General features: G+C 33.8%; 28 protein-coding genes. 16 read left to right on the forward strand and 12 right to left on the reverse strand.

The genetic code is table 11. The annotated features are described in order from the left end of the window. Nucleotides 1-413: 413 nt before the first annotated feature. Nucleotides 414-1,274, reverse strand: coding sequence for a YceI family protein (locus ACGLWY_RS16350; protein ID WP_396620745.1), 861 nt, complete (start codon nucleotides 1,272-1,274; stop codon nucleotides 414-416). A 129-nt stretch (nucleotides 1,275-1,403) separates the two neighbouring features. Further along, on the reverse strand, nucleotides 1,404-2,510 hold the full coding sequence (locus ACGLWY_RS16355; RefSeq protein WP_396620746.1) for a zinc-dependent alcohol dehydrogenase family protein: 1,107 nt from the start codon (nucleotides 2,508-2,510) through the stop codon (nucleotides 1,404-1,406). Nucleotides 2,511-2,872: 362 nt separating this feature from the next. Between ACGLWY_RS16355 and ACGLWY_RS16360 the strand changes: the two genes are divergently transcribed. The 12 genes from ACGLWY_RS16360 to ACGLWY_RS16415 all read left to right on the forward strand — a co-directional run bounded on the left by ACGLWY_RS16360 (nucleotide 2,873) and on the right by ACGLWY_RS16415 (nucleotide 13,101). After that, nucleotides 2,873-3,109, forward strand: a complete 237-nt coding sequence (locus ACGLWY_RS16360) for a hypothetical protein (protein WP_396620747.1) — start codon at nucleotides 2,873-2,875, stop codon at nucleotides 3,107-3,109. Between the two features lie 1,102 nt (nucleotides 3,110-4,211). Further along, nucleotides 4,212-4,661 carry a PAS domain-containing protein gene (locus ACGLWY_RS16365; protein WP_396620748.1) on the forward strand — a complete coding sequence of 150 codons (450 nt, stop codon included), beginning with the start codon at nucleotides 4,212-4,214 and terminating at the stop codon, nucleotides 4,659-4,661. An 84-nt stretch (nucleotides 4,662-4,745) separates the two neighbouring features. Next, nucleotides 4,746-5,336 carry an ATP-binding protein gene (locus ACGLWY_RS16370; protein WP_396620749.1) on the forward strand — a complete coding sequence of 197 codons (591 nt, stop codon included), beginning with the start codon at nucleotides 4,746-4,748 and terminating at the stop codon, nucleotides 5,334-5,336. Nucleotides 5,337-5,400: 64 nt separating this feature from the next. Further along, nucleotides 5,401-5,715: an HPF/RaiA family ribosome-associated protein gene (locus ACGLWY_RS16375; RefSeq protein ID WP_396620750.1), complete on the forward strand. Its 315-nt coding sequence runs from the start codon at nucleotides 5,401-5,403 to the stop codon at nucleotides 5,713-5,715. 66 nt (nucleotides 5,716-5,781) lie between these two features. Continuing rightward, the gene (locus ACGLWY_RS16380) at nucleotides 5,782-6,777 is read left to right on the forward strand and encodes an NADP-dependent oxidoreductase (protein ID WP_396620751.1); all 996 of its coding nucleotides are present in this window, start codon (nucleotides 5,782-5,784) and stop codon (nucleotides 6,775-6,777) included. 21 nt (nucleotides 6,778-6,798) lie between these two features. Further along, nucleotides 6,799-7,497 carry a type 1 glutamine amidotransferase domain-containing protein gene (locus ACGLWY_RS16385; RefSeq protein ID WP_396620752.1) on the forward strand — a complete coding sequence of 233 codons (699 nt, stop codon included), beginning with the start codon at nucleotides 6,799-6,801 and terminating at the stop codon, nucleotides 7,495-7,497. 21 nt (nucleotides 7,498-7,518) lie between these two features. After that, on the forward strand, nucleotides 7,519-7,713 hold the full coding sequence (locus tag ACGLWY_RS16390) for a hypothetical protein (protein WP_396620753.1): 195 nt from the start codon (nucleotides 7,519-7,521) through the stop codon (nucleotides 7,711-7,713). 252 nt (nucleotides 7,714-7,965) lie between these two features. Further along, nucleotides 7,966-9,705, forward strand: a complete 1,740-nt coding sequence (locus ACGLWY_RS16395) for a thiamine pyrophosphate-dependent enzyme (protein ID WP_396620754.1) — start codon at nucleotides 7,966-7,968, stop codon at nucleotides 9,703-9,705. Nucleotides 9,706-9,734: 29 nt separating this feature from the next. After that, nucleotides 9,735-10,406, forward strand: a complete 672-nt coding sequence (locus ACGLWY_RS16400) for a flavodoxin reductase (RefSeq protein ID WP_396620755.1) — start codon at nucleotides 9,735-9,737, stop codon at nucleotides 10,404-10,406. Between the two features lie 24 nt (nucleotides 10,407-10,430). Beyond that, nucleotides 10,431-10,982 carry a ferritin gene (locus tag ACGLWY_RS16405; protein WP_396620756.1) on the forward strand — a complete coding sequence of 184 codons (552 nt, stop codon included), beginning with the start codon at nucleotides 10,431-10,433 and terminating at the stop codon, nucleotides 10,980-10,982. A 240-nt stretch (nucleotides 10,983-11,222) separates the two neighbouring features. Further along, nucleotides 11,223-12,605 (forward strand): NAD-dependent succinate-semialdehyde dehydrogenase, encoded by a 1,383-nt coding sequence (locus ACGLWY_RS16410; protein WP_396620757.1) that lies wholly within the window; start codon nucleotides 11,223-11,225, stop codon nucleotides 12,603-12,605. 94 nt (nucleotides 12,606-12,699) lie between these two features. Further along, nucleotides 12,700-13,101, forward strand: a complete 402-nt coding sequence (locus tag ACGLWY_RS16415; protein WP_396620758.1) for a hypothetical protein — start codon at nucleotides 12,700-12,702, stop codon at nucleotides 13,099-13,101. Nucleotides 13,102-13,470: 369 nt separating this feature from the next. Here ACGLWY_RS16415 and ACGLWY_RS16420 read toward each other — a convergent pair whose 3' ends face one another. From ACGLWY_RS16420 to ACGLWY_RS16430, 3 genes are all read right to left on the reverse strand, one after another. After that, complete coding sequence (locus ACGLWY_RS16420; protein WP_396620759.1) at nucleotides 13,471-14,598, reverse strand: T9SS type A sorting domain-containing protein; 1,128 nt, start codon at nucleotides 14,596-14,598, stop codon at nucleotides 13,471-13,473. Nucleotides 14,599-14,829: 231 nt separating this feature from the next. Then, nucleotides 14,830-15,102 (reverse strand): hypothetical protein, encoded by a 273-nt coding sequence (locus ACGLWY_RS16425; protein ID WP_396620760.1) that lies wholly within the window; start codon nucleotides 15,100-15,102, stop codon nucleotides 14,830-14,832. Nucleotides 15,103-15,115: 13 nt separating this feature from the next. Then, nucleotides 15,116-15,448, reverse strand: coding sequence for a hypothetical protein (locus tag ACGLWY_RS16430; protein WP_396620761.1), 333 nt, complete (start codon nucleotides 15,446-15,448; stop codon nucleotides 15,116-15,118). Nucleotides 15,449-15,854: 406 nt separating this feature from the next. On the opposite strand from ACGLWY_RS16430, the gene ACGLWY_RS16435 reads away from it, so the two are divergent. Next, on the forward strand, nucleotides 15,855-16,433 hold the full coding sequence (locus tag ACGLWY_RS16435; protein WP_396620762.1) for a hypothetical protein: 579 nt from the start codon (nucleotides 15,855-15,857) through the stop codon (nucleotides 16,431-16,433). 387 nt (nucleotides 16,434-16,820) lie between these two features. On the opposite strand, the gene ACGLWY_RS16440 is transcribed toward ACGLWY_RS16435, so the two are convergent. Both ACGLWY_RS16440 and ACGLWY_RS16445 read right to left on the reverse strand, forming a co-directional pair. Continuing rightward, nucleotides 16,821-17,780 (reverse strand): L,D-transpeptidase, encoded by a 960-nt coding sequence (locus tag ACGLWY_RS16440; protein WP_396620763.1) that lies wholly within the window; start codon nucleotides 17,778-17,780, stop codon nucleotides 16,821-16,823. A 128-nt stretch (nucleotides 17,781-17,908) separates the two neighbouring features. Further along, on the reverse strand, nucleotides 17,909-18,694 hold the full coding sequence (locus ACGLWY_RS16445; protein ID WP_396620764.1) for a patatin-like phospholipase family protein: 786 nt from the start codon (nucleotides 18,692-18,694) through the stop codon (nucleotides 17,909-17,911). A gap of 128 nt (nucleotides 18,695-18,822) precedes the next feature. Here ACGLWY_RS16445 and ACGLWY_RS16450 point away from each other — a divergent pair, with 128 nt between their 5' ends. Genes ACGLWY_RS16450 through ACGLWY_RS16460 form a run of 3 tightly spaced genes read left to right on the forward strand, consistent with a single transcriptional unit; the run spans nucleotide 18,823 to nucleotide 21,393 of the window. Then, on the forward strand, nucleotides 18,823-19,620 hold the full coding sequence (locus ACGLWY_RS16450) for an MlaE family ABC transporter permease (RefSeq protein ID WP_396620765.1): 798 nt from the start codon (nucleotides 18,823-18,825) through the stop codon (nucleotides 19,618-19,620). Next, nucleotides 19,617-20,399: an ABC transporter ATP-binding protein gene (locus ACGLWY_RS16455; protein WP_396620766.1), complete on the forward strand. Its 783-nt coding sequence runs from the start codon at nucleotides 19,617-19,619 to the stop codon at nucleotides 20,397-20,399. Before ACGLWY_RS16450 ends, ACGLWY_RS16455 begins: the two co-directional genes overlap by 4 nt. A gap of 10 nt (nucleotides 20,400-20,409) precedes the next feature. Further along, entirely contained in the window at nucleotides 20,410-21,393 is a 984-nt protein-coding gene (locus tag ACGLWY_RS16460; RefSeq protein ID WP_396620767.1) for an MlaD family protein, read from the forward strand. A gap of 166 nt (nucleotides 21,394-21,559) precedes the next feature. Here ACGLWY_RS16460 and ACGLWY_RS16465 read toward each other — a convergent pair whose 3' ends face one another. From ACGLWY_RS16465 to ACGLWY_RS16485, 5 genes are all read right to left on the reverse strand, one after another. Further along, nucleotides 21,560-21,724 (reverse strand): hypothetical protein, encoded by a 165-nt coding sequence (locus ACGLWY_RS16465; RefSeq protein WP_396620768.1) that lies wholly within the window; start codon nucleotides 21,722-21,724, stop codon nucleotides 21,560-21,562. After that, nucleotides 21,711-22,826 (reverse strand): DUF6544 family protein, encoded by a 1,116-nt coding sequence (locus ACGLWY_RS16470; RefSeq protein ID WP_396620769.1) that lies wholly within the window; start codon nucleotides 22,824-22,826, stop codon nucleotides 21,711-21,713. The genes ACGLWY_RS16465 and ACGLWY_RS16470 overlap by 14 nt, the downstream gene beginning before the upstream one ends. Before the next feature lie 97 nt (nucleotides 22,827-22,923). Further along, entirely contained in the window at nucleotides 22,924-23,388 is a 465-nt protein-coding gene (locus ACGLWY_RS16475) for a pyridoxamine 5'-phosphate oxidase family protein (RefSeq protein ID WP_396620770.1), read from the reverse strand. Nucleotides 23,389-23,584: 196 nt separating this feature from the next. Next, nucleotides 23,585-24,811 (reverse strand): metallophosphoesterase, encoded by a 1,227-nt coding sequence (locus ACGLWY_RS16480; RefSeq protein ID WP_396620771.1) that lies wholly within the window; start codon nucleotides 24,809-24,811, stop codon nucleotides 23,585-23,587. Nucleotides 24,812-24,822: 11 nt separating this feature from the next. Continuing rightward, nucleotides 24,823-25,419, reverse strand: coding sequence for a CDP-alcohol phosphatidyltransferase family protein (locus ACGLWY_RS16485; protein ID WP_396620772.1), 597 nt, complete (start codon nucleotides 25,417-25,419; stop codon nucleotides 24,823-24,825). Between the last annotated feature and the right edge of the window lie 84 nt (nucleotides 25,420-25,503).

Consider the following 25,503-nt stretch of genomic DNA (forward strand, 5'->3'; position numbering starts at 1 on the left):
GGTTGGAATAATAAATGTATCTTTAAAGTGATTTGACTTTCGTCTGGTAATAAAATGTATTAACAAAAAGACGAAATCATTCTAAAGAAGCTTTTAGTTATCAATGCCTCCTGATACTGCTAGCTCAGTAGTGTCTGACTGATTTGAAACGGCAATTGGTTTCCTGCCTTCAATTCTAGCTTCTAATAAGCATTGTATGTTATTCCTTCCTTCTTTTTTACCGTTTTCGTCTGATAGATGAACCTCTATTCTCGTTATATAAGATTCATATCTATTCAATCCTTTAGCTATTTGAGAAGAAAAAAAATCTTGATTTCTTCCTTCCCCCGCTAATAGTTTTGTCTGTATTAAATTGAATTTTCATCGCCTATTTTTTAATTTATAATGGTATATCAAACAAGAGTTTCAGCTTTTTAATTATTAATTTCATAAAGCACGAAGTCAAAGTTGACTGTTATTTCGTCACCAACTTTTATGGTTCCAAGAAACATAACAGGTGGCTTCATTTTAAAATCTGTCATTTTTATTATTTTGGAAACTGTTAGTTGCAAATCACCATTAGGTAATTTTTTTCCATTTGCCGTTATAGAATCCAACTTACTCACACCGGCCATACTAAGAGTGCCTGTTGCTTCCATGCTTACAAAGTTGGAATCATCTATTTTTATCATTGCATTACTGAACGTATAAGTTATATAAGGATACTCATCGGACTTAAAGGTTTCGTAAGTTTTATTATCCATTTTTTTTCCTTTTTCACTTATAATACCCTCCACAGCAATTTTAATTTCAGCATTTTTTATTGATGCGAGCATATTGTCTTTTAATTGAAACAAACCTTTGCCTTCCATTATTGTAATCTTCGATTTCCAGCTGTGCAATGTGGAAGTTCCTTCGATTGTTGCCTTCACCGATTTCAGGGAAAAGTCAGCAGACACCAATGGTGCCGGCTTATCTACACTTGTTGCTTGAGGTTTATCGGTGGTTGTTGGTATTGGCTTAACAACAATTGGCTTAGGGTTATTAGTTGTTGTGAGCTTTGGTTTGTCAATAACAATTGGCTTAAGCTTATCACCTGTTGTAGTTATTGACTTTTCAATAACTGTTGATTCAGAATTACTTATATTTTTTTTTGATTCTGAGGTGTCCACTGAAATGGTATTCTCTATTTGAGCTTTTACTTTTTCTCCAGTAGTTACAGGTTTTTTGCATTGCACAAACGCAATTGACATTACAATACCTAATGCTGTAGGTAATAAGGAATGTTTCTTCATTATTTTTTTTTTAGATTGTTAAGCAACAGCCATTCCATTTTACGGTAACCTTAAAAAGGATTACTTAATTAGCTGATGTGGATAAGCTTTTTCTTTTCCTAAAACGCCTCTGTATTTATTTTTAGCGAATTATTGATTCGTTAATATCACTTTCATAGCCTTTTCTTTGGCAGCATTACCAAATACTTCATAGGCTTTTATAATATCGTTCAACTTAAAGTGATGTGTGATTAATTTCTCTGGTTGGATTTTACCTGATTCTACAGTCTTTAATAGCATTGGGGTTGTGTTGGTATTAACAAGCCCCATGGTAATTGTTATATTACGAATCCATAAATCCTGAATTTGTAGATCAACACTTTTTCCGTGTACACCAATGTTGGCGATATGACCTCCAGGACGTACAATTTGCTGACAAATATTAAAAGTAGCTGGAGCACCAACGGCTTCGATAGCCACATCGACTCCATCACCTGTTTCAGACATTATTTTTTTAATAGCATCATTTGTACCTGAATTTATAATATCTGTAGCTCCCCATTTTTTAGCAAGTTCAAGACGATTTTGATCCAAATCAATCATATAGATTTTTGCAGGAGAGTAAAATTGTGCGGTAAGTAAGGTAGACATCCCAATTGGTCCAGCACCGATAATGGCAATAGTATCCCCCGGTTTCACACAACCATTAATCACACCCATCTCATGACCAGTTGGCAGAATATCACTAAGCATTACCAAAGCTTCATCATCCATTCCTTTTGGAGCCATATAAAGACTATTATCTGCATACGGAATACGCACATACTCTGCCTGAGTACCATTAATTAAGTTACCTAGTATCCAACCGCCGTCTTTACAATGACCATACATTTGCTTTTTGCAGTACTCACATGTTCCACATGCAGTAATACATGAAATAATTACACGGTCACCTTTCTTGAAATTATTTACCCCTGTACCGACTTCTTCAATCACTGCAATACCTTCATGACCAAGTGTGGTACCTGATTTTACAGAAGGTGTTTTACCATGTAAAATACCTAAATCTGTTCCGCAAATTGTGGTCTTCACAATTTTCACAATAGCGTCAGTTGGTTTTTTAATTATTGGCTTTGGCACATCTTTATATTCTATCTTACCTGGTCCATTATAAACAAGACCTTTCATAGTTGTTTTACTTTCGGCTGAAGCACCATTTGACTGTTTTTTTTTAATGGGGGCTATTGTATTTGACATCTTTTAACTAAATATTTAGACGTAAAAGTGGTTCATTTAACTCCAAAAAGCGTTACACATTCAGTTTTAAAGTTTATATATATCACTTATTAATATTATGCATCCTGCTTATTTAATCTAAAGAATTCCTCGACTCTCTGCGTCGGGGTTAAGTGGAAAGTTTGAAAACCTTAGGTTTTCATCAATTAAAAGATAATTTTCCGCTTGATACCTCGATGGCTCTGCCTCGTAGTTCATTTTAAAACAATTACTTTAAACCTGTAACATTTGTAACTTAGGAATATAGTTATGTAATATTTAAATTAAAATAAGTAAGCATCTTTGTATCAGTACAATTAAGTGCTGTTTAAAATTATATGATTATGGAGTCTAAGAACAAATTAGAAGGAAAAACAACAAGTCTTTTTTTTAAATTAAGTGGTGATTGGAACAAACAATCTAGCGCGCTTAGAACAAAATATCCAATGCTTACAAGCGAAGATGTGAAGTTTGAAAATGGAAAAGAAACGGATTTATTTAAGAGATTAGAAAATAGATTAGGGAAAAGCCGTGATGAAGTAATTAATATTTTAAAAACAAATGAAAAAGCTTGTTGTTAATCTAAAAGTTAATGATTAAAATGTAAAAAAGAGCAGCTATTTAACTAACTGTTCTTTTTTCCATGAATAAAATCAGTGATTAATATAAATCTGCTTAAAAAATATCTAAGTAAATAGCTTTATAGGTAATTATATTTGTAATGCTATTAATCAATTACATAGCCAAATGGTTTTATTTGGTAACATAGAGGTCGTCTAAAAAAAAAACTTAATGAGATTATTTATATTTTAAAAACTAATCAAAAAACTTGTTTCTAATACAAGCTTCTTACATAAAATCCATATAAAATTAAAAGAGCAGTTTTAAAAAGCTGCTCTTTTTTTTTTTTTTTTTTTTTTTGTTTGTTCAAATAGCTAAAAAACAGTGATTTATGTAAATATATTAAATTAAGATGTAACTAGAATATTAATTAATTAACCATTTTTGTTAATAGATATTAATTGGTTAGTTAGTTAAGGAAGGCTAATTGAATAGTCTCTTTTGGCAATAGAAAGCAGACTTACTAGTCTGCTTTCTTAGTGTATACCAATAGTATAATTGAATGAGAGATGTGTACTTGCTACATGTTTAGTATCAGTATAAAAGACGAAATAATTTGTATTATGATTGTTGGAAACAATCTGGAGGCAGCAGGACAACTGAAAGCCAAAAACCACTTGGAAATAAAATGTTAAGGCAAAACTCATTTTAATCAAAAGTAAATGAAAAAACCATGATGCACTATAACAACTATTATTTTTCGGTAAATTACATAACATTGGGATTCATATTAATAGTATTTATCTTAATTTTTGTAAAACTATACAAAAATCTAAATCCTAAATTAAAGAAAAGCACACCTCTAGGCAATTTAGTAAACCGGTATGCTATCAGACAGAATAATAAGGGGGACTATCAGGAAAAGAAGAGGGATGGTATTGGAAGCTAGGCAATTATTTGTTAAAAAGACTTTATTTTAGAAATAGGCTTTAAGTTTTGATATAACTGTAAACGTCATTTTTATAAAAAAACAAAGTAATTTTTTATTATGAGAAGTAAAGAGCGTTTAAATACAAATTTGTTGATGACTATCCTATGGCAATTTTTGCGGATAAGATTGAGATGAAAAAACACTTTGAAAATGTGCTGCAATTTGATAAAGAACGGCAGTCGGCTATACTTCAGAGTATTGGAGATGCGGTAATTGCAACAAATATGGATGGAAACATCATACTAATGAATCCGATAGCAGAACATCTTACTGGATGGAAGGTTGAAGAAGCCGAGAACAAACCAATAACAGAGGTATTTCATATTATCAATAAACATACGAGGGAAGAAAGCGATAGTCCTATTGAATTAGTTTTAAAATCGGGAAAATCATTAAAATTAGACGTAGATACTATACTGATTTCTCACCTTGATAAAAAGGAATATTATATTAACGACAGTTGTGCGCCAATTCTCGACACAAAAGGGCATATAATGGGAGTTGTGCTCGTGTTTAGAGACATAACCAAGGAAAAGGAGGAGGAGGCTCATAAAGAAAAAATCACAGATGATTTACTTTAGCGAAATAAAGATCACGAACACTTTGACAGCATTATATCTTATGACCTAAGATCACCTGTTTCTAACATTATTAGTTTGGTATCATTGGCAAATGATAAAGACTTAAAAGAAGACGAAAGAGAATATGTCATGAATTCACTTACTACTTCTGCTGAAAGATTAAATGAGGTGATTGTTGATTTGAATGTTATTTTAAGTACTGGAAAACAATTAAACGAAAAAAAGAAGTTGGTTCATTTTTCAAAAGTTGTTAGTGATATTCAAGATAGCATCCGAAACATTCTTGAAAAAGAACAGGTGAATTTTAAAATTGATTTTAAGCGAGTAGACGAAATACTCACAATTAAAAGTTACATATATAGCATTTTTTATAACCTAATTTCAAACAGTATTAAATATAGAAGACCTAATGAATCACTGGAGATTGCAATTGAAAGCTACATAGTTGAAAAAAAAATCATTCTTACATTTCAAGACAACGGTCTGGGAATTGACCTAAAAAAAAATGGAGATAGTTTATTCGGATTATACAAACGCTTTCATAAGGACAAAGCTGAAGGAAAAGGAATGGGACTGTATATGGTAAAAGTGCAAGTAGAAAAATTAGATGGAAAAATAAGTGTGAAAAGCGAATTAAACCAAGGGACAAAATTCACAATAGTGTTAATTCCATAATTCAGCCTAAGGAAAAGAAAAATAGGAAGCATAAAACATATATTAACTTTTAAAATAAAAAATATTGATAATTCAATTAAACACCGATAAAAATATAGCTGGAGACGAAAGACTTGAAAGCTATTTGGGCACATTAATAAAAGAGGAATTATCGAATTTTAGCGATAATATAACAAGAATTGAAGTTCATCTGTCAGACGAAAATAGTCAGAAAAAGGGAGAGAATGACAAACGTTGTATGCTCGAAGCGAGAATTGAAAACAGACAACCTATTGCTGTAACTAGCCATGCTAATACTGTAGAAATAGCAGTGAATGAAGCTCTTGAAAAACTAAAGGCTTCATTAGAAACCATAGAAGGGCGTTTAAAAAAATATTAAACTTAATATAAAAGTTGCGGTTAGCTTTTTATCTTAGATAAAAAGCTAGTCTAAAAAATTTAAAACATGAATAAAGTAATCATTCTGAATAAACGCCCAAAAGGAAAACCGATACCTAGCGATTTTAAAATTACCAGCGAAGAAGGGCCTACTCCAAAAGACGGTGAAATTTTATTAAAAACAGTCTATGTCTCAGTTGATCCATATTTGCGAGGCAGGATGAATGACGCTAAATCCTATGTTCCTCCGTTCGAATTAAATAAACCCATACAATCGGGTATTATTGCCGAGGTGATGGAAAGCAAACAAGCCGATTTTAAAAAAGGGGATTTTGTTTCTGGTAATTTAGAATGGAAGGAATATCAAACCTCTAGCGGAAAAGGTTTGCATAAGGTAAATCAAAATGAAGCTAAATTATCAAGTTATTTAGGGATTTTAGGAATGACTGGGCTTACCGCTTATTTAGGTTTAACGGAAATAGGATTGCCGAAAAAAGGCGAAACACTAGTTGTGTCCGGTGCGGGCGGAGCTGTTGGGACAGTCGTGGGTCAGATTGGCAAATTGCTAGGTTGTAAAGTGGTTGGACTTACTGGTTCAGATGAAAAAGTAGACCTATTGAAATCAAAGTTCAAATTTGATTATGCCATAAATTATAAAACAACCTCAAACTTAAAAGAAGCCGTTAAAAATGCTTGTCCTAAAGGAGTAGATATTTATTTTGACAATGTAGGTGGGGAGATTTCAGACGCTGTTTTAGCTAACATCAATAAGTATGCACGATTGCCAGTTTGTGGCGCCATATCACTCTACAATAAAACGGAGGTTCCGGTTGGTCCTAGATTGCAGCCTATAATCCTCACTAAAAGTGCTGCCATGCGCGGGTTCATCATAGGTGATTTAGTAGATAAATTTCCTGCTGCCACCAAACAACTAACAGCTTGGTTGAAAGCCGATAAACTAACGTTTAGTGAAACTATTGTTGAAGGGTTCGACAATATTCCGCAGGCGTTTATTGATTTGTTTGAGGGAAAAAACAAAGGAAAAATGATTGTGAAAATTTAATAAAAGAAAAAAATAACTATAATGAAAATATTAATTGTACTGACATCTCACAGTGAATTGGGGGATACGGGAGAAAAAACCGGTTTTTGGATTGACGAATTTGCAACCCCTTATTATGTTTTGGCAGATGGTGGAGCAGCAATCACCATTGCTTCACCAAAAGGAGGTCAGCCACCGGTTGATCCCAAAAGCGAAGTAAAAGATGCTCAAACAAGTTCAACAAAAAGATTTTACAAGGACAATATCTTAATTGATAAAGTGGCACATTCACTGAAACTTAGCGAAGTAAATGAAACGGATTATGACGCTGTTTTTTATCCTGGAGGGCATGGCCCATTATGGGATTTGGTTACTGATAAAACCTCTATCAAATTAATAGAAGCCTTTTACAATCATCAAAAACCGATTGCTTTTGTGTGTCATGCGCCCGCGACATTGGTTAATGTTAAATCGATTGACGGTGAATCTATGGTGAAGGGCAAACATCTGACAGGCTTTTCAAATACGGAAGAAGAGGCTGTTAAATTAACTAAAGTAGTACCTTTTTTACTGGAAGATGAACTCACAAAACATGGGGCTCATTACTCCAAAGGAAGTGATTGGGCATCTTACACTAAACAAGACGGCTTTCTAATTACAGGTCAAAATCCAGGCTCTTCCGAGGAGGTAGCCAAGTTACTTTTAAAGACACTTAAAGGGGAAAAAGAGAATGTTCGATAATAACTTTAAAAACTATTGAAAATGAAAAGATTACTAATTATTTCAATGCTTATATCTATTGGAATATTACTGTTTACAGCATGTGAGACAAAACAACCTAATATGCACAATAGCGAATGGCATTGGGGAATGGGAATGGGCTGGGGAATGTGGTTTATACCAATACTCATTATAGCAGCAATCCTCTATTTTGTAAGATTTAGAAGAAGAAAATGAAAGACAAAATCAGAGTAGTAATTGTGACTTGAAGCAGAGGAATGGTAGTTATAAATTACCCCACTAGAACACAAGTCAAAAGCTAAAGATGGACATGATGCACTTTGCTGATGGATATTCATCATTGTTGTGGTAATTGTTTTAGCAGGATTGTTTTTCAGATCACGCAGAAGAAGAAGAAGAAGAAGAAGAAGATCAATAGGAAGAAAGTACGCGTTAAGTCAGAAAATTTAATTTAAAAACAAACGAGTTATGTCCAAAAATGTATCCGATCATATAGTAGAAATGCTTGTAGAAGCTGGGGTTAAGAGAATTTATGCTATAACCGGTGATAGTCTAAATCCAGTAAATGATGCAGTAAGAAGAGATGGTAGACTTCAATGGATACATGTAAGGCACGAGGAAGCAGGAGCTTATGCGGCTTCTATGGAGGCAGAACTGAATGGTATTGGTTGTTGTATGGGGAGTAGTGGTCCAGGGCATATTCATTTGATCAATGGATTATACGATGCCAACAGAGCTGAAAATCCTGTCATTGCTATTGCTTCAACTATTCATACTGAAAAAATGGGACTGGACAACTTTCAAGAGACAAGACCTGAATCCTTATTTCAAGATTGCTCAAAATATGTATTTTTAGCGAATACACCCAAACAAGCTATAAACGGACTACAAACCGCGATTCAACATGCTATTGGTAAAAAAGGGGTGGCTATTTTAGGACTTCCAGGTGATGTGGCAGCAGCCAATTTGGAATCTGTACATACTTCCAATAAAAATTTCTATACACAACCTAGAATAATTCCAAGCCCTGAACACCTTAAGGAACTGGCAAGTATCATCAATGACCACGAAAAGCTGGTATTGTTTTGCGGGCATGGATGTCGTTATGCAATAGATGAAGTCATGCAATTGGCACAAACACTTAATTCGCCTTTGGGATATAGTTTTAGAGGAAAAATATTTTTTGAACGCAAAGAAAATCCTTATGCCGTTGGGTTGAATGGGCTTTTAGGCAATAAATCCGGATTTGAAGCTATGCATCAAGCAGATGTCCTATTGATGTTGGGTACAGATTTTCCTTATAGTGAGTTCCTTCCCGAAAAATGCAAGATTGTTCAAATAGATACGAAACCCGAAAAATTAGGGCGTAGAGCTAAGGTAGACTTTGGATACTGTGGTGATATTAAATCAACGCTGCAAGAGCTTATGCCCATGGTTGAAACAAAAACTTCTACCGATTTCCTTGACAAAATGCGTTCACTACACCAAGAAATTGAAGCTACATACAATAGTTATGTTGAAGAAAAAGCATCTGAAAAACATATTCACCCAGAATATGTTGCCTATATGGTTGATAAATTAGCAGAGGACGATGCCATATTTACTGTAGATACAGGGATGAGTGCCGTATGGGCTGCGCGCTACCTAAAAGCAGGTAGAAATCGCTATCTGACTGGTTCGTTCAATCATGGATCTATGGCTAATGCCATGCCGATGGCCATTGGAGCTGGATTATCACATCCCAACCGACAAGTAATTGCTTTTTGCGGAGATGGTGGTATTTCAATGCTTTTAGGCGATTTAATGACTATTAGCCAATATCAAATTCCTGTAAAAATTATCATTTTTAATAATCGTTCTTTAGGAATGGTAAAACTTGAAATGCGAGTAGAAGGCTATATGGATTGGCAAACCGATATGGTAAATCCTGATTTTGTAAAATTGGCTGAATCCATGAACATTGCAGCATGGGAAGCTAAGAAATCCAATGAAGTTGAAACGGCTCTTTCAAACGGATTCAAACATAATGGTCCAGCGATTATCAACATTTTTACAGATTCCAATGCACTGGCAATGCCACCTTCCCTAAATTTTGACCAAGTAAAAGGTTTTGCACAATCCATGGCAAAATTGATGGTGAATGGAAAATTTGCAGAAATAGTTGATACGACCAAGAGTGAACTAAAATACTTGCGAGAATTAATATAAGGTATTATTGAAGAAGTAATAAAAATAAGATGGAAAAACATATTGTAAAAATAGAATCAATTGACAAGGTCACTCATGATGTCTTGAAAATTGTTACTGAAAAACCTAAAAAATACGCTTTTTCCCCTGGTCAAGCCACAGAGATTTCCATTAATAAATATGCTTGGAGGGATAAAAAAAAGCCGTTTACCTTCACTTGTCTACCTGTTGATAACTACCTCGAGTTTACTATAAAAACATATCCATCGCATAAAGGTGTGACAAATGAATTACTCTATCTAAAAAAAAGCGATGATTTAATTTTACATGAGGTGTTTGGCGCAATCAGCTACAAAGGTGAAGGTACGTTTATAGCTGGTGGTGCAGGAGTTACTCCATTCATCTCCATTTTCAGGCATCTCGAATCGGAAAATAAAATAGGAAATAACAAACTCATTTTTGCCAACAAAGCAAAGAATGACATTATACTCGAAGATGAATTCCAAAAATTATTAGGCAGTAATTTTATCAATATTTTGTCGGATGAAAAAGTGGATGGTTATGCGAATGGTCAAATTACAAAAGATTTCATTCAAGCAAACTGTGGCGGCACAAATAAACTGTTTTATCTCTGCGGTCCTCCGCCAATGATGGAAGCAATCGAAAAGCAATTGGCCGATTTGCATGTAGATGAAAAATCAATCGTCAAAGAAGCATTTTAGATTAATTCATTAAATAAAAATCACATGAACACGAATAGACTTTCAAAAACTATGGCAGCAGCATTGAATGCACAAATTACAAAAGAAGCACATGCTTCGCAAATATATTTGTCGTATGCTGCTTGGGCTGACGGACAAGGATTCGCAGGTATAGCAAGTTTTCTTTTCAGACATGCACACGAGGAACGAAACCACATGATGAAAATATTAGAATACATTTTAAAAAGAGGTGCGGAAGTAGAAGTGACAGCTATTCCAGCTCCCCCCGCGAGTCCGGTAAGTATAAACAACTGTTTTGAAAAAATCTTAGAGCACGAAGTAGATAATACAAATGCGGTTTACAAACTGGTAAAAATGAGCCATGCAGAAGAAGATTGGGCAACATGGAATTTTATGCAATGGTTTGTTATGGAACAAGTGGAGGAAGAAACGCTTGTGATGAACTTATTGGATAAAATGAAAATAGCAGGAGGCGAAAAAATGAGTAGCGATGCTTTATATTCATTTGACAAAGATATGGAAAAAGCATCCAATGAAGTGAGACCCGCACAAGAAGTAACAACCGAGACCCCGTAAATTTTAAGTGACCTATTTTTTGATTACCATTTTTTCTATTATGAGAATTATATAACTATTACCAATACTTGTGTAATACGATTAATTGATGTTGGACCTACCTTGCTTCAAGGAACCTTAAAGTCATTCATTAAATTCTGTCTTACCCATTAGGGTTATGAAATTCAAGTATGTTTTTGGCAAAGCTTCCAAAATAGTAAAGGAAAGTCCTTTACTAAAATACAAACAAAATTTTCACAAATGTCTATTCAAACAGTTAACCCAAATACCAATAAAACAGTAAAATCATTTGAAGAAATGACAGAGAAGTCTGTTGATGCCAAGGTAGCTAAAGCACAAGTAGCCTATACTGATTGGAAAGAGACTAGCTACCAACATCGAGCTGATTTACTGCATAAAGTAGCTACCCTTATGCGAGTTAAAAAAACAGCACTAGCAAAAACCATTACATTAGAGATGGGTAAACTCCTTGCCCAGGCAGAAGGAGAAATCGATTTAAGTGCCGATATCCTTGATTACTATGCCAATCATGGAGCATGGTTTCTTTCCGATAAAATACTTGACCCAGAATATGGAAGTGCCATTATTCGAAACAGTCCTATTGGCGTATTGTTAGGTGTGATGCCATGGAACTTCCCTTTCTATCAAGTAGCTCGATTTGCTGCGCCTAACATTATGGTTGGTAATACTATTTTACTTAAACATGCCTCAATCGTGCCACAATGTGCAGCTGCTATTGAAGAACTCTTTGAAGAAGCAGAAGCGCCAAAAGGATTGTATACCAATCTATTTATTTCTGGCAAACATGCATCAGCTTTGGTTGCTGATAAAAGAATAAAAGGTGTTTCCTTAACAGGAAGTGATGAAGCAGGTGCAAGTATTGCTACCGAAGCTGGGAAACATTTGAAAAAAGTGGTGCTCGAGCTAGGTGGTAACGATGTGTTTATTATTCTGGAAGATGCCAATATGGAAAAAACGGTAGAATGGGCCGTTGTTGGCAGAATGAATAATAATGGTCAATGTTGTGTCGCCTCAAAAAGGTTTATCGCAGTGGAAGCCATTGCCGATGAGTTCATTCAAAAATTTAAGGATAAGTTATCTAAAATGAAAGTGGGTGATCCGATGGATCCCGCTACAGATTTGGGACCTTTAAGCAGTGAAGCTGCAGCCGTTCATTTAGCCGATCAGGTGAAACGTTCAATTGACGAAGGAGCAAAAGTTCTATTGGGTGGTAAACGAGCAGATCGTGAAGGAGCCTTTATGGAACCTACCATACTCACCAATCTGAAACCTGGTATTGCTGCCTATCATGAAGAATTATTTGGCCCAGTGGCATCCTTTTATGTGGTGAAAGACGAGCAGGCTGCCATAGATCTTGCTAATGATTCTGATTTTGGTTTAGGTGGATCCATATTTACAGAAGACATCGAACGTGGTAAAAAAATGGCTGATCAGATTGATACCGGCATGGTCTTTATCAATCACCCTACCTGGACACAAGCTGACCTTCCTTTTGGTGGAACAAAGCGTTCGGGCTTTGGTAGTGAACTATCTGAGTTGGGGATTATGGAGTTTGTGAATAAGAAACTGATACGCATAAGTGGTCTTAATGATCCGTTTTAACAAGCAGTTGTATAAAGCAATAGCTCATAAATTAAAAATTAACAAGGATTGTTAGATGGCATGCTACCACTATTAAAAACTTAAACAAAATAAAATGAAAAAAATACTGATTATTTCAATGCTTATGGCTAGTGTTATATTCTTAATCACGGCCTGCGAAACCAGACAACCTGTAAATCAATTACTAAAAAATGATGCGCAGCGTTCAGAAATTATTAGCTCATTTGTACATCACCAACCTTATAGAATGGAAATGATGAATGCCATGATGCAAAATGACAGTTGCAGGAACATCATGGGGCAACAAATGATGGAAATGCCCGAAATGATGGGGATGATGATGAAAGAACCGACAAGAATGAAGGTTACAATGGATTATATGGTTAATATGGCGGCTAAAGATACCCTCATGTTTAATTCAATGATTCAAATGATGAAAGATAATCCGGAAATGTGGAACAAGGTCATGAAAATGAATACATCTAAAACCAACTAACATGATGCACGAGAGCAATTGGCATTGGGGAATGGGAATGGGCTGGGGAGTGTGGTTTATACCCATTCTTATTATACTAGTAATCTTGTATTTTGTAAGGTTTAGGAGGAGAAAGTGAAAGGCAAAATTGGAGTAGTAATTATGACCGGAAGCAGTGGAATGATTGGCTTGACCTTAATTCATAATCGAGCTGCCTACTAAAAAAGGCGAATTTATAAAAGGACAATGATACAGGACATACAAGAGCAAGTGGCGGAACCAGTACAAACGGTAGTACAAAAGTTAGAAAGTTGGCTTGATACCTTCATCAGCATGCTTCCCAATATGGCAGTAACCTTGTTGTCTAGTTATTCTAGTTATTGTAACACGTTATTTTTTAATTATTCTTTTGTTTATTAATCTTTTATCTGTGATTAATTGTAGAAAGTATACACCAGTATTTAGATTGCTAAAATCAATTTTATTATCTTTTGTTTCTATAATTAACTGCCCTAAATTATTATAAATTTTAGTAAATTTTAAATTTTTAATAGTCTCTAAATAAAGGAAATCTTGAACAGGATTTGGATAAATTATTGAATTTTCTGAAAAATAATTTGTGTCCGATAAAGAAGAATCATTAATTAGTAAGTTATCAAACCCAAAAATAGAGCCTGAAGAAGTCACTGTAAAAGACGTTACATCAGTCCAATTTAAATTAACCGAAGCGACACCATTAACTAAAGAAGCCACAACAATAGGATTAGTTCCTCCTGAAGGTGTGAAGGTGTAATCAATATCCGCGCCAGTTGTTTCTAAAGCTAATATTGAATTGATAATTACAGTTTCACTAAAATTAAAAATAACTGTTGAAATAAGGGTTCTAGGTGGGGTATTGGAACTTACGATAACATTATTAGAAGCCCCCCCGAAACCTGAGGCATCTATAACTCTAGAATCATTAGACTCCACCATAGTAACAGTGGTGGTAATTCCATTAATAGTTTCTGTAATCACTGAAACATCGGCTGTTTCCCATCCAAAATTTGTTACACCGTTAATTAGTAAGTCATCAAACCCAAAAATAGAGCCTGAAGAAGTCACTGTAAAAGACGTTACATCAGTCCAATTTAAATTAACCGAAGCGACACCATTAACTAAAGAAGCCACAACAATAGGATTAGTTCCTCCTGAAGGCGTGAAGGTGTAGTCAATATCAGCACCAACTCCTTCTAAAGCAACTATTGAATTAATATTTATAGGTTCACTAAAATTAAAAATAGCGGTTGAAATAGGAGTTCCAGGAGGTTTGATGGAACTTGTAGCAATATTGCCAGAGGACTCTCCAATATCTACAATTCCTGAATCACCTGATCCCACCATAGTAACAGTGGTAGTAATTCCGCTAATAGTTTCTGTAATCAATGAAACCTCGGCAGTTTCCCATCCAAAATTTGTTTGCGCAGTTACTGCACTTAAAATAAAAAAGGCAGAAAGAAGTGTAATTTTTTTAATCATGATTTTATTGTTTTTAGTTAATTTTATTATTTGTTACAACTGAATAAATGCCTGTTTTAATGGTGTTTACTTTTTTTGTAGGTGTGATAGTTTCTTGATTGGGTGGACAATCAATTCTAAGGTTTCTTAGATGTTTTCAAAATACCTTGTTACAAATGCATTTTTTTCATTATCTGTCATTTTATCTGCTATTTCAATGTCGATTTACTTCTTTAAAATGTAGGCCTTTATTTAGGTAATTATGAAGTTCTGTTTTGCCTTTGTAGGACCAAATAATAGCACATAATCATATTTCAAAATCTCATCTACTATTTCTTTGTAATAGGCTTCATGCATTTGTTGTCGTTTGTTATGCATCACTTTTTTACTTCTATTCAACGCTTCTTCTTTTGTGTTAGAAGTAAATTTTGAGGATATAAAATGATTGTTTTTCTTGGCATTTAAGTCTATTAAATTTGCGATTGAACGATCCATCCAGATGCCTAAGTTTTTATTTAGTTTCATTTTTTTTTTTGTTTTAATGATTTTGTATACGTCCTAATATGGTTTCCAACGAAAATTTTAGTTTGTCAATGGCTCCTAATAGGGTTAGTTCAATAGTGTTTGACTGTTTTGAAACTACAATTGGTTTTCTTCCTTTTAGTCTAGATTCCAATAAACATAGTATGTTGTGCTGTTCTTCTTTTTTCCATTTTCGGCAGACAAATGAACCTTCTAATCCTTTTTTGGATGTTTCTTTGATCGTATCAAGAAGTTCAAACTGCTCTGAACCTGTTTGGACATAATCTAATTGATACATAATTGGGGGATAGATATTGTGCCAAATACTGCTGTACTTAATTAGTTTCAAAAGAGCATCTATTGGTTTTTCAAATTTGGTCTTCAGTATATCTATATATCTTTCCAGACCTATTATAAACAAGACTTTTCATGATTATTTTATTTTCTGCAGAAGCATCTTTTGACTTGGTTTTTTTAATAAGATAATTGTACTACACATCTTTTTGTGTTTTTATTTGTAACTTAATAATAAGGATATAAATATGGTTCATTAAATATCAAAAAATGTTACACAAAACCTGTGAAGATTTACATAATTCACGTATTACGAATATTACACAGAATAATACCCAACTGATATATATCATTGGAATAACCAATTTCTAGAAATATTTTTATTAAAAATATAAGAAATCATGAAATTGTTTTGTTATATAGTAGCCATATGCCTTTTTATAAGTTGCTCTTCCACAAGAATGATAGATAGTTGGAAGAGTAGGGAATATACTAACTACCAGCCCAAAAAAGTGTTGATTGTGGGTATTACAGGCAATTTAACTGCTCGAAAAATTTTTGAGCAAAAACTCAAAGACAAGCTCTTCAACGAAGGCATTGATGCTGTTGAGAGTTCCATTGTTTTTGAAGAAGGCTTTATAGACTCAAAGCAAACCGAAGAACAAATAGACCTAGAAGTAGACCGACTTGTGGACGATGGATATGATTCTATATTGGTGTCTGCAGTAAAAGGAATAGACAATGAAATATCTTATTCGGGAAACAAATTCTTAACGGGGTATTATTGGCACCATTTTGGTCGTTATTATTATTTATATCAAAATGTGTATTTTGAACCTGATTATTACAATAATTATAAAGTTTATCATATAGAAGCTTCATTATATAATATTAAAACAAGCAATGGTAAATCCCTTGTATGGGTTGCTTCCTATAATGTTGTAGACCCAATTAATATCAATTCTACTGTTAACGATTATGTGAAAGCCATTGTTAAGTCATTAAAAAAAGAATCCCTTATTCCTAAAGAAAATAATTAATCATGTAAGGACTTGTTTATAGCTCTAAAGGTTTTGAAGGATCATGACCAAACATTGTTTTTAAGCAAAAATATTAGAGTTGGTTGTTGGTTTGTTGTTAGTTCTAGATTATGGGTTCAGGTTCTGGGTTCAGGGTTCAAGGTTTGGGTGAAAAGTTCATGTGGTCCTTTAAAAATATCTTTCTAACCATCCAGTTTTTCACGCTGAATGAGGTTTCACACGCATGTGGGATAGTTTTATGCCGTTGTTGTTTTTTACATTTTTTGGAGTATTTGTAGTTTTTGCAACTTTTTGGAGTATTTGGAGATTCTGGAGTTTTTTGTATAATTTGTAGTTTTTGCATTTTTAACATTAGGTTACTTTATGTACGAAGTATCCACGGAGTATCTACGGGAGATCTATGGGACTGGCATAACCGTAAATATTTTTTAAAAGGATATTTTTTCCAAAGGAATCAATAATTTGTAAATCATAGCGGATGTCTATTTTCGTACCTATAGGGGCATAATAATAGATAACCCATGCATCAGCTTCTTTAGTGCCAATACATCCGTTGGAATACGCTTTTCCAAGCGTTACAGGATTGGTAGTTGGATGTATCAATTGTCCATATCTAATTCCATTAATTTCGGTTTCCAAAAAAGGAATCTGTGGTAACTTGGTAATTTTTTGATCATCTCGTTTCGTTGTATAATAGCGACGCCCATCTACAGGGTTATAATAATCAGGGTTCCTTATATGGGAAACAATGAATCCTTTTCCTGTTTTTGTTTTTAAGTCCATTGTTCTTCCGGCCATTGCCAGGTATTTCTTTTCATTTCTCCCAACCCTAATCGGAAATTCGTATAGTTGTTTTGAATCTTCATAAATACGAAGTTTAAACTCTGGGATATTAATGTCAATCAAGGTATGGTTAAATGCAGTAATAAGTTTTTTAGCGTTAATAGAATCAGGTATTATAATCATAGCTCCTTTGGGAAGTACAATCATTTTTTTTTGATCATAGATAAAAGAATCCCGGTCTATCATTCGATAGTAGTCCGTATTTTGTAGTGTATCAATAATCCAAGGATTTGATCTTACCAAGAGATGTTCGGTTAACTTAAACGGGGTAATCGAATCGTATTTAATAACAAGAGAATCTATATATTTAAAATAGTTGCTAACGGTAATGTTTTTTTCAACCAAAATTGGTCTGGTTTTTAAATTTTGTTGAAAAATAGAGTTCGAAGCAAGATTTTTTTCCAATAAAAGGAAGCCGGTATTCTTTGGACAGTATAAGTTTAGCGACAGCATAACGAGAATAAGAACCAATAAGCTTTGCTTTAATTTTAAAGGTATTTTCATGATTCTTGTATTGTATTATGTTCTTGATTTCAGAAAATTTATGGAGAACTGTTAGCTTTACATTCATCACATTCCACTTTAATAAAGGTAATTTCCGTAGTGCTGTTTAAAAATGATAATTGTCACCTTTAACCCGCTTTTAAAGGAAAGATCTTATTCAATAATTGTTGGTTGACGAGTTCTTTATTGGTAGCATCATAGCCAATTTTAAAAATATCATCGAGATATTTTTTATCAAAAGTGCCATATTTACTTAATTGTTTGGGATATATGACCAAATCACATTTCTTGAATTTTTTAATGTCTTCTCTTACGGTTTTTAATTTAAAAACCCTTTCAACTACATTGTGGGAATGTTTTAAATCACTTATTGCTACGATATCAAAACCATTAACATATACTCCAATAATAACATCACAGGTATTCTTCAATAGGTCTACAGGGAAATTATTTAAAACACCACCATCCACATAGTATGAATCTTTGATATTAACAGGAGCGAATATGCCTGGAAAAGCTGCTGATGCCAATATGGGCTTTATTAATTCACCAGTGTTAAATATGACTAGTTCCCCGTTTAACACATTGGTAGCTGTAACAGACAATTGCTTTTTTAGAATCGAAAAATCATCTTCTTTGAGGTATAGTTTAAAGACATTATAGAACTTTTCAGCGTCGATAATTCCCGGTTTATTCACTGCATATTTTTTTAATTCGAAAATCTGTATGGTTTTAAAGAAGTTCAACATTTCTTTCCAATCATATCCATAAGCATACAAAGCACCAACAATAGCGCCTACGCTAGAGCCTGCTATGTGGGTAGGTATAATGCCGTGTTTTTCCAATGCGTGGATAACCCCTATATGAGCCATACCCCTCATGCCTCCTCCGGAAAGAGCTAAACCAATCTTCATGACCAATCAGTATGATATGTGAATGTTTAAAATTAGTACTCAAAGTTGATTTATTATATGATATCCATCAGTATAAGCATATGATTTATATCATTTTACACTCAATTCTATTCTTTTACATTTGAGTAATGTTACAGAAGAACATGTCGGGTATAAGCAACATAAAATCTAATATTCAAGCATTTTTGAAAGAAATAGGAGAGCTCTCTTATTTCACGGTACGCTTTTTTAAAGAATCCTTTAAGAAACCGTTTGAGTTCAAAGAGTTTTTGCGACAATGCTATAGTATGGGAAACCGTTCACTAATGTTGGTCGGAATTACTGGTTTTATCATCGGTTTGGTTTTAACCTTACAGACTAGGCCGACGCTTATGGAGTTTGGAGCGGTTTCTTGGATGCCATCCATGGTAGGTATCTCCATTATTAGAGAGATTGGGCCCATGATTACGGCGTTGGTATGTGCTGGTAGAATAGGCTCTGGAATCGGTGCAGAACTGGGTTCGATGCGAGTAACCGAGCAAATTGATGCCATGGAAGTGTCTGGCACAAATCCGTTTAAATATTTGGTGGTTACACGGGTTCTGGCAACAACTTTTATGATTCCACTATTAGTAATTATTGGAGATGCTATTGGATTATATGGTTCCTATTTGGTTGAACACCTTAAAGGCGATGTGTCTTTTCGGTTATTTTTTAATCAGGTATTCGAATCGTTGGAATTTGGAGATATTATTCCTGCAACCATAAAATCATTTTTCTTTGGGCTGGCCATTGGCCTTGTAGGCTGCTTTAAAGGCTATTATTGCGATAAAGGTACGGCAGGGGTAGGACGTGCAGCAAATTCGGCAGTGGTGTTTACGTCTCTGCTCTTATTTATTATTGATTTTATAGCTGTATTTGCAGCTGATATTTTTTATGACTTATGAATGAAAGTAAGACCATATCGCCACAGGAGAGCATTACAAAAACACAAGAAGTTGTTCTTGAAATCAAAAACCTGAACAAGAGTTTTGGTGATAATCATGTTCTTAAAAATTTTAACCTGAAACTTTATAAGGGTGAGAATCTGGTTATTATGGGGAAATCAGGCTCTGGGAAATCGGTGATGATTAAATGTCTTGTGGGATTAATGCAAGCGGATAGTGGTATTATTTCGGTAATGCAGAAAGACATTACAACATTAAATCAAACGGCATTAGATATTTTACGGTCGGATATTGGCTTTTTATTTCAAGGCAGTGCATTGTATGATTCCATGACGGTTCGTGAGAATTTGGAATTTCCCATGCGTAGGCATTCAAGTAGATTTGAAAAGAATATGGATACAAATGCACTGGTTATGGAAGCATTGGAAAATGTGGGATTAGCCCATGCTGTAGATTTAATGCCAGCAGAACTGTCTGGAGGTATGCAGCGGAGAGTTGCATTGGCAAGAACCTTGATTTTACAACCAAAAATTATTTTATATGATGAACCAACAAGTGGGCTAGATCCCATAACTGCCAAAGAAATTATTATTCTGATGCAGGATATTCAAAAGAAATACAACACATCGTCACTTATTATAACACATGATGTGGATTGTGCAAGAGCTATTTCGGATCGAATGATTTTATTGATTGATGGCACCAATTATGCAGAAGGAACATTTGATGCCTTATCTGTTTCAACAGATCCAAAAATAAAAGCATTTTTTAAACACTAAATCTCATGTCATGAAAAATACAAACTCACAAAAAATACGATTAGGTCTATTTGTAATCATTGGCACGCTATTGTTTGTTGTGGGCATTTATTTGATAGGTCAGCAACAAAATATGTTTAAAAAAACCTTTGTCATTAGTGCGGAATTCCAAAACGTAAATGGCTTGCAAAAAGGTAATAATGTACGTTATTCCGGAATCAATATAGGAACCGTAAAAACTATTGAGATGGTCAATGATTCTATTGTTAAAGTTGAGATGGGCATTGAGGAAAATATCGTAAAGTATATTAGAAAAAATGCTGTGGCCACTATTGGTTCTGATGGTTTGGTGGGAAATATGATTATTAATATTTTACCCAGAGATGGGATGGCGGACATCATTGAAAATGGTGATGTCATAAAATCATTTAGTAAAATAGGACCCGATGATTTGTTGAGTAATTTGAGCGTTACCATCAAAAACACTGAAGTCTTGACAGAAGATTTGTTGAAAATAACCAACTCCATCAACAATGGTAAGGGTATATTGGCTGCGGTTCTCAATGATACCATCATGTCTTATGATTTAAAACAAGCCGTTAGAAATATTAAGGTAATGAGTCAAGATGCTTCAAACATATTAGTTGAATTAGATGATCTTGTTGAATCAGTCAAAAGGGATGATACGTCTTTTTTGGGATTATTGCTAAACGACACCATTTCGGGCAATAGGTTAAAAATGACATTGAGCAACCTCGAAACGTCAAGTATTAAAATGGAAAATGCGATGGAAAAGGTAAATACCATTATTGAAAATATCAATACCAGTGAAGGAACCTTTAATTACATCATGAAAGACACATCCTTGGTTAATAGTTTAAAATCTACTCTAAAAAACGTGAATGAGGGTACAGACAAGTTTAACCAGAATATGGAAGCTTTAAAACACAATTTTTTGACTAGAGGATATTTTAGAAAATTGGAGAGAGAAGAGAGAAAGACTAAAAGTAATTAAGTTATCTGTTTATCGACAGGTAAATGTATGCTCACAGCGATCAAAAAAAGTCAAGATGAGTTCATTAAGTTTGTTATACTTAGCTAACCAATTAGGCAAGAAAATATCAAAATTGTCTTTTGTGGAATTAAAGTATTTTCGAGCCATAACAATCTATCAGATTTCATTATGTCTTAATTCCTCTTTTCTTAATTTCAGTTTTTAACTTTTCAGGAATATCAGTTCTGCACTGGCAATTTTTTAAGTGCTCTAAGTGCCAATGGATGCGTTGCTCAATTGTTGGGTTTTTTGGCATTTTATGTGTGAGATGCCATTCTTTATTGATTTTCATGCCCATTATTTATATATTTCACATTGTATTTTAAATATGTAATTTCAAAGTTCAACCAATTGAAATCCCCTTCTTTTAGTTTCCAAATGACTTGGTATTTATTTGGTATCCTTACACCATTAAATTCCTTGAAAGATTTTGATTCCACATACCATGTTTCTAAAGTCGCATCATCTCCTGTTTCATAATAGCGTTTGGCTTTAAAAGACATAAAGTCACCTTTAGAAGAAAATTTAAAAACCCCAACAACATGCTTGTTATTTATTGTAAATGTTGCTTTAACAGAGGCACTATCAATGGATTCCCACGACATATATGGATTTAATGCTGCTGTTGGATACCAGACGATCTCTGCCATATATCTTAACATGGCTGCTTGGTTTATTTTTTCATTTTTGCCTACGTTTACAGCTGGAATAAAGGATGCAAATTTGATTAGTATCTCGCCTTCGCCATTTGCGAATTTATCCCTACCAATCATTTGGATCATTGGCATAACATGAACCTCTGTTGACCAAACAAAACTGGGATTGATTACATTAATATGCTGTTCTGCTTCAAAAGGCATCCATTTACCGCCAGGCTTGGTTTTCATTTCTCCTTTTTGTTTCAACTGTACGGAAACAATTTTATGTTTACCAATAGTACCTGAATTTTTTACCCATTTTTGAACTATTTCAGGTAAGTACTTTACATCTTTCTTTGTGATAATAGCATCGGGTTCAATTATAACGCCTTTTAATAGTGATTTGGTTTCATTATAAACTTTTTTGTTAAATTCATATTTGCCATAAGCTGAAATGCTTACTAGAAGAAGAATAACATTGACAACGGTACCAAATTTTGCGTCCTTCCAAGACATGATAATTAGAATTTGTGAGAGAACAATTGTCAGAACAGCAATATAATACCATTGGTCTTTTTTTAGGTATAAAATGACGGCAATGAGCAATAGCATTGCTGTAAAAAGCCAAAGCAATCCTATTGTTTTAGAAATGTTTTGTTCTAATTGATTGCTATCTGCAAATTCAAAAGCTTTTGCAAACCCCATAAAGTGTATGAGTCCGTGGGCTGTAATCAATATAGCAAATATCAAACGCATGATATTATAAATTAAAAAGGTTGTTCAGGCTCTTAAAAAGATATACCAACATGCAAAGTATTCTTACAAATAATTCAAATCATTAAAAATCAATAGATTAAGCATGGATGGTGTGTCTTTTTTTTCCAGTGAATTCTTCAATTTTTATGATGAATACAGTAGGGATGTCATCATTATAGATTTTACTGGAAAACTCACTTATAAAATTAACAGTTCTATGTTCTTGCTTCATGATAACGTCTTTTACCCCTAATGAAAATTTATGGAGATAAGCTTTAGCGTTGCTACCAAAAAGCTGTTCGAAAGTTCCGCGTACTAACACAGATTTCCAGTTAGTAATAGAGTTAATTGATGCTACTTGTAATGAGACAGCATTATTTTTACGCATGGCATTTATTTTATGCCCTTCACCTGAATAACAAGTAATGGTGTTATTTTCTTTGTTAAAATAATAAGTGATGGGTACAATATAAGGTCTGTTTCTATAGATATAGCCTAAATACCCAATATAATTATTTTCTAAAATGAACTTGATTTCCTTATCTTCTAAATTTATAAACATGATGTTACTATTTATAGATGTTTTCTATCATCTTTAAGGTTTTCAGTTTTCCCAGACGTAAACTAAAAAATATTCTAGCCATTCTTTGGGTATTGCGCAAGTAATAGGATGGTCAGTCCGAAAATTAGAGTTATACCGTTTGATATTTTGTTTGCATAAAAATATAAAGTCATATTTAAGAAGGCAATGATAAATATCAGTGATTCTTATTATGACTTATTAATTTTAAAAAAGTAATTTCTGGTCGCATACCCAATCGCCCCGGAAACCCCAACCATCCCAGCCCACGGTTCACGTTTAAGTATTGGTCATTAATTCTATACATACCAGCCCAATGCCGATATTTATATTTAATGGGACTCCATTGTAGCCCTTTAATTTTTATAGCGGCCTGCATGCCGTGTGTGTGTCCAGAAAGGGTCAATGGGATATCAGTTTTGTTTATTACCGCTTCATTCCAAAGCGTTGGGTCGTGGGACAGCAAGATTTTAAAAGACACTTCAGTAGTTTTTTCTAAGGCTTTAGTTAGGTCTCCATATTGTTTAAATGGTGGATGTCCCCAATTTTCAACACCTACTATGGCAATGTCTCCATGATCCTTTTTAATGATATCCGATTCATTGAGAAGTAGTTTAAAATCAATGTCCTTATAAAATTGTTTAATGGCATCATGGTTTTCCTTTTTGTCGCTTTCAGTTTTCCATTTGCTGTAATCTCCGTAATCATGATTTCCTAATACGGCATATTTACCCATATTGGCTTTTAGTTTGATAAAAACCCGTTGCCATCCCCGTAGTTCCCAAGCATAATTATTCACCAAATCCCCTGTAAAAAAAATCAAGTCTGGTTCTATGTCATTGATTAGTTTTATGGCTCGGTTCATAATTTTGAAACGATAATTAAAGCTTCCTAAATGCAGATCGGAAATATGTACAATTTTCAATCCGTTAAATGATGAAGGAAGTTGTTCGAATTCTAAGGTATGCCGATAGATTTTAAAACGGTAGATGGCTTTAAATATAGCGTAAACAATGACAAAAAAAGGTAAAAATCCAGAAAAAAGACCTACAAGAGGAATGACCACAAGGGATTCTTTTTCTGAAAAAATAACATTCATATAAAATAGTAGGGAAATAACAATAATAAAAATTATTTTGGGTATGAATGAAGACACAGTAAGGCCATACATTGAAGAGATAAGTAATTGTTTTCGTCTTGGATCGATGTCATCAAGTTTAATTTTCAGTATTAAAATAGCACTGACAAGACCAATGGTAAAAATCCAAAATAGAGCATGAATAATGGTTTTTAGGGATGGTTCAAGTAATCGTGTAATGGATTGAAGCCAATAAAAGGTTAATATATCAATGATTAGAATTGCTACGCACAACAAGAAAATTGTAAATAAGGAATAGCTGCGCATCTTGATATTATTTAGGATCTTTTTTTATGAAGTCGACGTTCATCTTTTAAAGCCCAATAAAGCCCTTTAACATCCGAAACCCACTCATCATACATAAAAATCAATGTGATTTCTTCGATAGTTTCTAATAGACCAAAAACTATCATTACATAGAATAGTACATAATTAGGTTCAAAAAAGAGTGCCCAAATAACAAATATACTTTGTAGCACAGCAGATGATTTTGCTAAATAGGTATGGAATGCAGTGGCTTTTCCGTATTTATAGTAGGCAAGTACCATTTGAGCAAAATACGGTATCAGGACAATGATTATAGCAATGATATTTGATTTGATAAATTCCGTTTCAAAATAAGAAAGACCGATTAAGCCCATAATTAAAGTCAACTGGTCTCCAAAAGAATCAAGTTGGGAACCTCTAGCACTAGTAATTTTAAGCTTTCTTGCCAAATAACCATCAATGGCATCTGTGAGATAACTTACCAAAAGAAACCATGTGAAAATTAAACGCTCATCCAAAATAATCAACAAAATCAATAAGGGAATTGCCAATATCCTGTAAAAGGAAAACCAATCTGCAATATTGAAATTTTTGAATGTAAACATCATTGGAAATTTAATTGTTTGATTTTTGTTTCGTCGGAAATGTTTTCAATAAAAATAAGAGCATTGCAACAAGATTGAAATGATAAA

This window comes from Mariniflexile sp. HMF6888 (assembly GCF_044335535.1).
GTDB lineage: Bacteria > Bacteroidota > Bacteroidia > Flavobacteriales > Flavobacteriaceae > Mariniflexile.